At 71.1% G+C, this 6,078-nt stretch carries 5 protein-coding genes and 1 pseudogene; 3 read left to right on the top strand and 3 right to left on the bottom strand.

The window, feature by feature from the left end; all coding sequences use genetic code 11:
* Positions 1-70 precede the first annotated feature (70 nt).
* Positions 71-286, bottom strand: a complete 216-nt coding sequence (locus FNH09_RS43610) for an I78 family peptidase inhibitor (RefSeq protein WP_152895413.1) — start codon at positions 284-286, stop codon at positions 71-73.
* 427 nt (positions 287-713) lie between these two features.
* Here FNH09_RS43610 and ctaD point away from each other — a divergent pair.
* Positions 714-2,285, top strand: a pseudogene (ctaD, locus tag FNH09_RS43605) (aa3-type cytochrome oxidase subunit I); the annotation flags it as partial.
* Here ctaD and FNH09_RS43600 read toward each other — a convergent pair.
* Positions 2,284-3,324 (bottom strand): helix-turn-helix transcriptional regulator, encoded by a 1,041-nt coding sequence (locus FNH09_RS43600; RefSeq protein ID WP_152895412.1) that lies wholly within the window; start codon positions 3,322-3,324, stop codon positions 2,284-2,286. The pseudogene ctaD and the gene FNH09_RS43600 overlap by 2 nt on opposite strands.
* Positions 3,325-3,402: 78 nt before the next feature.
* Positions 3,403-4,110 (bottom strand): LysM peptidoglycan-binding domain-containing protein, encoded by a 708-nt coding sequence (locus FNH09_RS43595; protein ID WP_152895411.1) that lies wholly within the window; start codon positions 4,108-4,110, stop codon positions 3,403-3,405.
* Positions 4,111-4,644: 534 nt separating this feature from the next.
* Between FNH09_RS43595 and FNH09_RS43590 the strand changes: the two genes are divergently transcribed.
* Positions 4,645-5,424: a hypothetical protein gene (locus tag FNH09_RS43590; protein WP_162469993.1), complete on the top strand. Its 780-nt coding sequence runs from the start codon at positions 4,645-4,647 to the stop codon at positions 5,422-5,424.
* Positions 5,425-5,503: 79 nt separating this feature from the next.
* Complete coding sequence (locus tag FNH09_RS43585) at positions 5,504-5,992, top strand: hypothetical protein (RefSeq protein WP_162469992.1); 489 nt, start codon at positions 5,504-5,506, stop codon at positions 5,990-5,992.
* Positions 5,993-6,078 lie beyond the last annotated feature (86 nt).

The raw sequence follows: 6,078 nt of genomic DNA, 5'->3' as shown, positions 1-6,078 counted from the left end.
GTCGGTGGTGGTGTGGGCGCACCACATGTTCGCGACCACAGGAGCCGGGCCTTCGTCGTCGCGGCGGACGTCAGCCCTTCCAGGCCCGCGCCACCCTGCCGTCCCGCACCTCGAAGTTCAGTCGGCCCACGCGGTACTCCATGGTGACGACCGTGCCCGGCGGCAGCGAACGCACCGCCGTCCAGCCGCGCTCGCGCGCGAGGCGCTCGGCACGCCCGGCCTCCAGGCCGACATACGCGTCCGGATTGTCCTGGGGCTCCGCGGGCGGAGTGGGAATCGGTGACATACCGCCACGCTAGGCCGTGGGCGGCCTCCTCGGAAGGCGGGACTGCGTCGTGGATCACTCCGGTCACGCTTCTGTCACAGGATCACGACATACGTTTCGATCGAACTGCGTCACACGATCGGGCGGTCCTATAGCCCTTCCGCGCGTATTCGAACGGAATTACCGCGTGTCTGCCCGGCCCCGTGAAATGGGCGACGGAAAATGCCGGGAGAACCGCTCCGGAGTGCCGTTCCCCGGCGATTTCACACGGGGCGCGGCAGCTGACGCCGCATAGGAAATTCACGGCTCCATCACACACCCCCCGTACGGCCCCGGTCGGGAGCAGGGCGGCGCGAGCGGCACGGCGCGGGCCCGTCGGCCCGTGGGCACAGGCGCGGCACGGGCCTCTGCGGACCCGGGACGCGACGAGCGAAGGGGCGAGCGAACGATGGGGACGGAGACCGTCGGGACGGCGGCGCGGCCCGGCCACGCGACCCGGCCGGGCCGTGTGGTCGTCGACTGGCTGACCACCACCGACCACAAGAAGATCGGCCACCTCTACCTGATCACGTCGTTCGGGTTCTTCCTTGCCGGTGGAGTCATGGCGCTGCTGATGCGGGCCGAGCTCGCCCGGCCGGGACTCCAGATCATGGACAACAACCAGTACAACCAGCTGTTCACGATGCACGGCACGATCATGCTGCTGCTCTTCGCGACGCCGAGCTTCGCGGGCTTCGCCAACGAGCTGATGCCGTTGCAGATCGGCTCCCCCGACGTCGCCTTCCCCCGGCTGAACATGCTGTCGTACTGGCTGTTCCTGTTCGGCGGTCTGATGGTGCTCGGCTCGCTGGCCGTGCACGGCGGTCCGGCCGCGTACGGCTGGTTCGCCTACGCCCCGCTCAACAGCGCGAGGCACTCCCCCGGGGTCGGCCCCGATCTGTGGATCATGGGGCTGGCGCTGGCCGGCTTCGGGACGATCCTCGGCGCGGTCAACTTCGTCACCACCATCATCGGGATGCGCGCCCCCGGCATGACGATGTTCCGGATGTCGATCTTCACCTGGAACACGCTGTTCACGTCGATCCTGGTCCTCATGGCGTTCCCGGTGCTGGCGGCGACGCTGCTGGTGCTGGAGGCGGACCGGCGCCTGGGCGCCCGGGTGTTCGACGCGGCCAACGGCGGCGCGCTGCTGTGGCAGCACCTGTTCTGGTTCTTCGGGCACCCAGAGGTGTACATCATCGCGCTGCCGTTCTTCGGGATCATCACGGAGATCCTCCCGGTCTTCAGCCGCAAGCCGGTCTTCGGCTATCTGACGCTGGTCGGCGCGACGATGGCGATCACCGGTCTGTCGGTGGTGGTGTGGGCGCACCACATGTTCGCGACCGGTGCGGTCCTGCTGCCGTACTTCTCGTTCATGTCGTTCCTGATCGCGGTGCCGACGGGCGTGAAGTTCTTCAACTGGAGCGGGACGATGCTCAACGGCTCACTGTCCTTCGAGACCCCGATGCTGTGGGCGACGGGCTTCCTGGCGACCTTCCTGCTCGGCGGTCTGACCGGGGTGATCCTGGCGTCGCCGCCGATGGACTTCCAGGTCACCGACTCGTACTTCGTCGTCGCGCACTTCCACTACGTCGTCTTCGGCACGGTCGTCTTCGCGATCTTCGCCGGGTTCTACTTCTGGTGGCCCAAGTTCACCGGGAAGATGCTCGACGAGCGGCTCGGGAAGATCCACTTCTGGACGCTGTTCGTGGGCTTCCACACCACGTTCCTGGTCCAGCACTGGCTGGGCGCGGAGGGCATGCCCCGCCGGTACGCCGACTATCTCGCCGCCGACGGCTTCACCGCCCTGAACACCGTCTCCAGCATCGGCGCCTTCCTGCTGGGCATGTCCACCCTGCCGTTCCTGTACAACGTCTGGAAGACCGCCCGGTACGGCACGAAGGTCGAGGCCGACGACCCCTGGGGGTACGGCCGCTCCCTGGAGTGGGCGACCTCGTGCCCGCCGCCCCGGCACAACTTCACCGCGCTGCCCCGGATCCGCTCGGAGTCCCCGGCGTTCGATCTGCACCACCCCGAGTACGCGGGCCGGGACCGTCGGCCCGGGCCAGCGCCGCGTCCAGCCGGTCCCGGGCCGTCCTGATCGCCTCGACGAGTTCGGCCGGCTCCAGCACCTCGAACGGGAAGCCCATCATCATGACGTGGACGACCATCACGTCCAGGTTCGTGGCGCCGGTGCGCAGGACACAGGCGTCGTCGCCGTCGGCCTCCAGCGTCCCGGCGGAGGGCGAGACCCGTTCGGCCGCCTCGTGCAGCGGCACCAGCAGCCGAACGGCGGCGTGTGCGGCGTACGCGCGCGTGGAGACCCCCCGGGAGACATAGGCGGCGAGGTCGTCGGCGGGCGGCTCACGGGGCGTGAAGCGCGGTCCGTGCGGCGGTCTGGGCGTCATGCGGTCGACGCGGAAGGTGCGCCAGTCCTGCCGGTCGAGGTCCCAGGCGACCAGGTACCAGCGGCGTTCGGTGCACACCAGGCGGTGCGGCTCGACACTGCGGCGGGTGGCCGAGCGGTCGTGCCCGAGATAGTCGAAGCGCAGCCGCTCGGTGTCCCGGCAGAGGTGGGCGAGTTCGGTGAGCACGGCCGGGTCGACGGCGGACGGCCGCGGGCCGCGCAGCATGGGCACGGTGAAGGCGTTCAGGGCGGCCACCCGTCGGCGCAGCCGGTGCGGCAGCACCTGCTCCAGTTTGGCCAGGGCGCGTACGGAGGTCTCGTCGATGCCCTCGATGCCCTGCCCGGCGGCCGTGCGCAGCCCGACGGCGACGGCCACCGCCTCCTCGTCGTCGAGGAGCAGCGGCGGCAGTTCGGCGCCGACCCCGAGTTGGTAGCCGCCGCCCGTGCCGGGGCTGGCATTGACCGGGTAGCCGAGTTCGCGCAGCCGGTCCACGTCCCGGCGCACGGTGCGCGCGGTGACGCCGAGCCGGTCGGCGAGTTCGGCCCCGGACCACTCACGGTGGGCCTGGAGGAGCGAGAGCAGGCGCAGCAGCCGTGCGGAGGTCTCCAACATGGTCGAAGTGTCGCGCACGGGGCGACCGACGACCGCCCCCCACCCGGGCCGCGCAGGGCCGGGTGGGGGGCGGGTGGCTCAGAGGACGAGGCGCTGTCCGGGCAGGATCATGTCGGGATCGTCGCCGATGACGGCCCTGTTGGCGGCGTAGAGCCGCTGCCAAGCGATGCCGTGCCGGGCCGCGATGCCGCTGAGCGTGTCACCGGGGCGCACGGTGTAGTCGCCGCGCGAGGCGTCGCGGGCCGGGTGCTCCGTCGGACGGGCCGGCGACGTCGACGGCTTCGAGGACTTCGACTCCTTCGAGGACTTCGTCGACTTCGAGGAGTGCGAGGAGTGCGCGGACTTCGACGTCGACGACGATGTCGACCTCTGCTTCTCCGGGGCCGCCCCGTAGTTGCCCGCGGGGGCGCTGCCGGACGCTCCGGAGCGCGCCGCGCAGGTGGGCCAGGCGCCCCAGCCCTGGGCGCCCTGGACCTTGGTGGCCACGGCGATCTGCTGGGACCTGGTGGCCCGGTCGGCGGTCGGGGCGTAGGCGCCGCCGCCGTACGCGCGCCAGGTGCCGGCGGAGAACTGGAGTCCTCCGTAGTAGCCGTTGCCGGTGTTGATGTGCCAGTTGCCGCCGCTCTCGCACCGGGCGATGCGGTCCCATACCCCGCCGTCCGCCGCCGCCGAGTTGCCGGCCGTGGCGAGCAGTCCGAGGGGGGCGAGCAGCGCCGCCCCGGCGAGGACCGCCGTCGTACGGGTCTTACGGGTGATGCCGCCGCTGGTATCGGCACATTCGGACATGTGAGTCCCTCTCGAACAACTCGGGGTCCCCCGAGCGGACCGCTCCGACCGCGTGCGGACGCGGTCGGCACGCTCCGCCCGTCCGCCGGACGGTGGTGCTGCGCCCTGTTGCGGCGCGGCCGGCGGACTTCCCGAGCGGTGCTCTGTGCACACGGCGGAGGAATGTAGAGAGCTGAGCGCGGCGACATCAACCAACTCCCCGTCGTCCCAGGCCAGTTCATGGTTACCGCGGGTATCAGCTAAATCCGGACACCCACTTAATTCATCGATTTCCGCATTTGTCGACCAAGCGCCGAGGCGATTTGTGACTCACTTCACCGAATGAACTTCCTTGACTTTCTCCGCTCTTGACGTTGAGTGTCCGATTCCGCACCGGACGTGACCCTGTGCGGTGGATGGTTCGATTCCGTTCGCCCGGGAGCGTGACCCCCGCCACAGATCGCCCGTTGTCTTCTGCATGAGCCCGGGAACACCCCGGACCACGGGCCGGGAGCCACCCGGTCCCGCCACGCACCGCATCCCGAGGGAGCCACCGTGCCGCGCATGCTCGACGTCAGCGACGAGGTACGCGCCGAGATCGGCGACGAAGAAGCCGACCGGCTGCTCGCCGGAGAGAACGCCCCGGGCAGTTACGACTGCACGTCCTGTCGCACCCCGGGCGACTCCGAGCACGAGCGCACCAGCACCGTCCTGTTCATCGGGGACGAGACCGCCGTACTCGCCTTCGCCCACGCGGGCTGCCTGCCCTCGCAGGTCGTCCAGGTCACCGAGGAGCAGTTGCAGGGCGCCGTCCGTTCCATCGGCGGCACCGCGGGCGGCGACCAGCAGCAGGCCATGCCCGAGCAGGCCGTGCTCGGTGTGACCAGCGGGCTCGTCCTGATCGCCGGGGAGCTGCACCCCGCGCTCGTGGTGGAGCCGACCGCGCCCATCGTGCGGCCCGGATCCACGGACATCGGCGACGACTTCCTGCCGCTGCTGATCGAGCAGGGCTTCATGCCGCTCATCGAACTGACCGAGGTGCCGCCGGTGCTGCACGGCTGGTCGGTGCTGCTCGCCGCGGGCCAGCTGCACGCCGTGCTCCAGCCGGGCGCGAACGGGGGCCAGCCGGTCGCCTGGTGGCAGGCGCACCAGCCGCTCCAGGTCACCGACAGCTGGCGGGCGGCGGCCAACAAGCACCAGCAGGTGCTCATGTACGCGGCGCCGGTCGGCTCGATCGGCCGCCAGCCCCGCGAGGACCTGCTGCGCGGCGCGCTGGACAAGGCGGCGGCCAACGGCAAGCTGGTCGGCTCCGCGCTGCCGCTCGCGGGGATCTGAGCACCCGCGTTCCCGAACGGCCGGACCGCCGACCGCAGTCCGGCCGCATCCCCAGGGCGGCGGGGTCGTTTGGACATACGTGCACGCATACGACGTTCCCCGCCGCCCGGCCTTCCAGCCGGTCCCGCCCGCAGGCTCCCCGCTCCGTCCGGGACGGGAGGTGCCCGCGCCGCGACCGGCTCAGGAACCTCATGGCGTTCCTTCGGCCACCCCGATCTACGACGCGCTCTACGCGGAGTACGTCAAGTCCTTCCGCACCCTGCCCGGCGACCGCAGCGGCGAGGACGACCTGGGCTTCACCGCCTTCGCGAGCATCACGCACCGTACGGGCTCGCCCGGCGTCCATCGCGCGGGCACCTTCAGCAGTTCGTACAGCGCCTACAGCGCGGGGGCGAGCAGCGCGCGGGGCAGCGGTGGGCAGCTGTCCCCATGGCAGCGCGTCGGACAGCTCGGACAGCTCGGCCAGGGCAGGCAGGCGGCGCAGAGCACGCTGGGCAGCACCCAGCACGGGACGGGCATGCGGCACGTCCCGGCGGCGCTGCCGCCCACACCCCGCAGCGGCCTCTGAGCCCCGGGCCGCCCCGAGCCGGACCGGGCTTTCGGGCCCCACGTACGACGAGCGGGGGCGGCCCCGGGTTTCCCCGGGGCCGCCCC

It is taken from the genome of Streptomyces adustus (genome assembly GCF_009377175.1).
GTDB classification, from domain to species: Bacteria; Actinomycetota; Actinomycetes; order Streptomycetales; family Streptomycetaceae; genus Streptomyces; species Streptomyces adustus.
This window is presented reverse-complemented; position numbering and strand designations above follow the sequence as displayed.

What these genes read in the sequence shown, in the direction of transcription:
- FNH09_RS43610 (WP_152895413.1), bottom strand. Translation starts at nt 286, where the DNA reads ATGTCACCGATTCCCACTCCGCCCGCGGAGCCCCAGGACAATCCGGAC.
- FNH09_RS43595 (WP_152895411.1), bottom strand. Translation starts at nt 4,110, where the DNA reads ATGTCCGAATGTGCCGATACCAGCGGCGGCATCACCCGTAAGACCCGT.
- FNH09_RS43600 (WP_152895412.1), bottom strand. Translation starts at nt 3,324, where the DNA reads ATGTTGGAGACCTCCGCACGGCTGCTGCGCCTGCTCTCGCTCCTCCAG.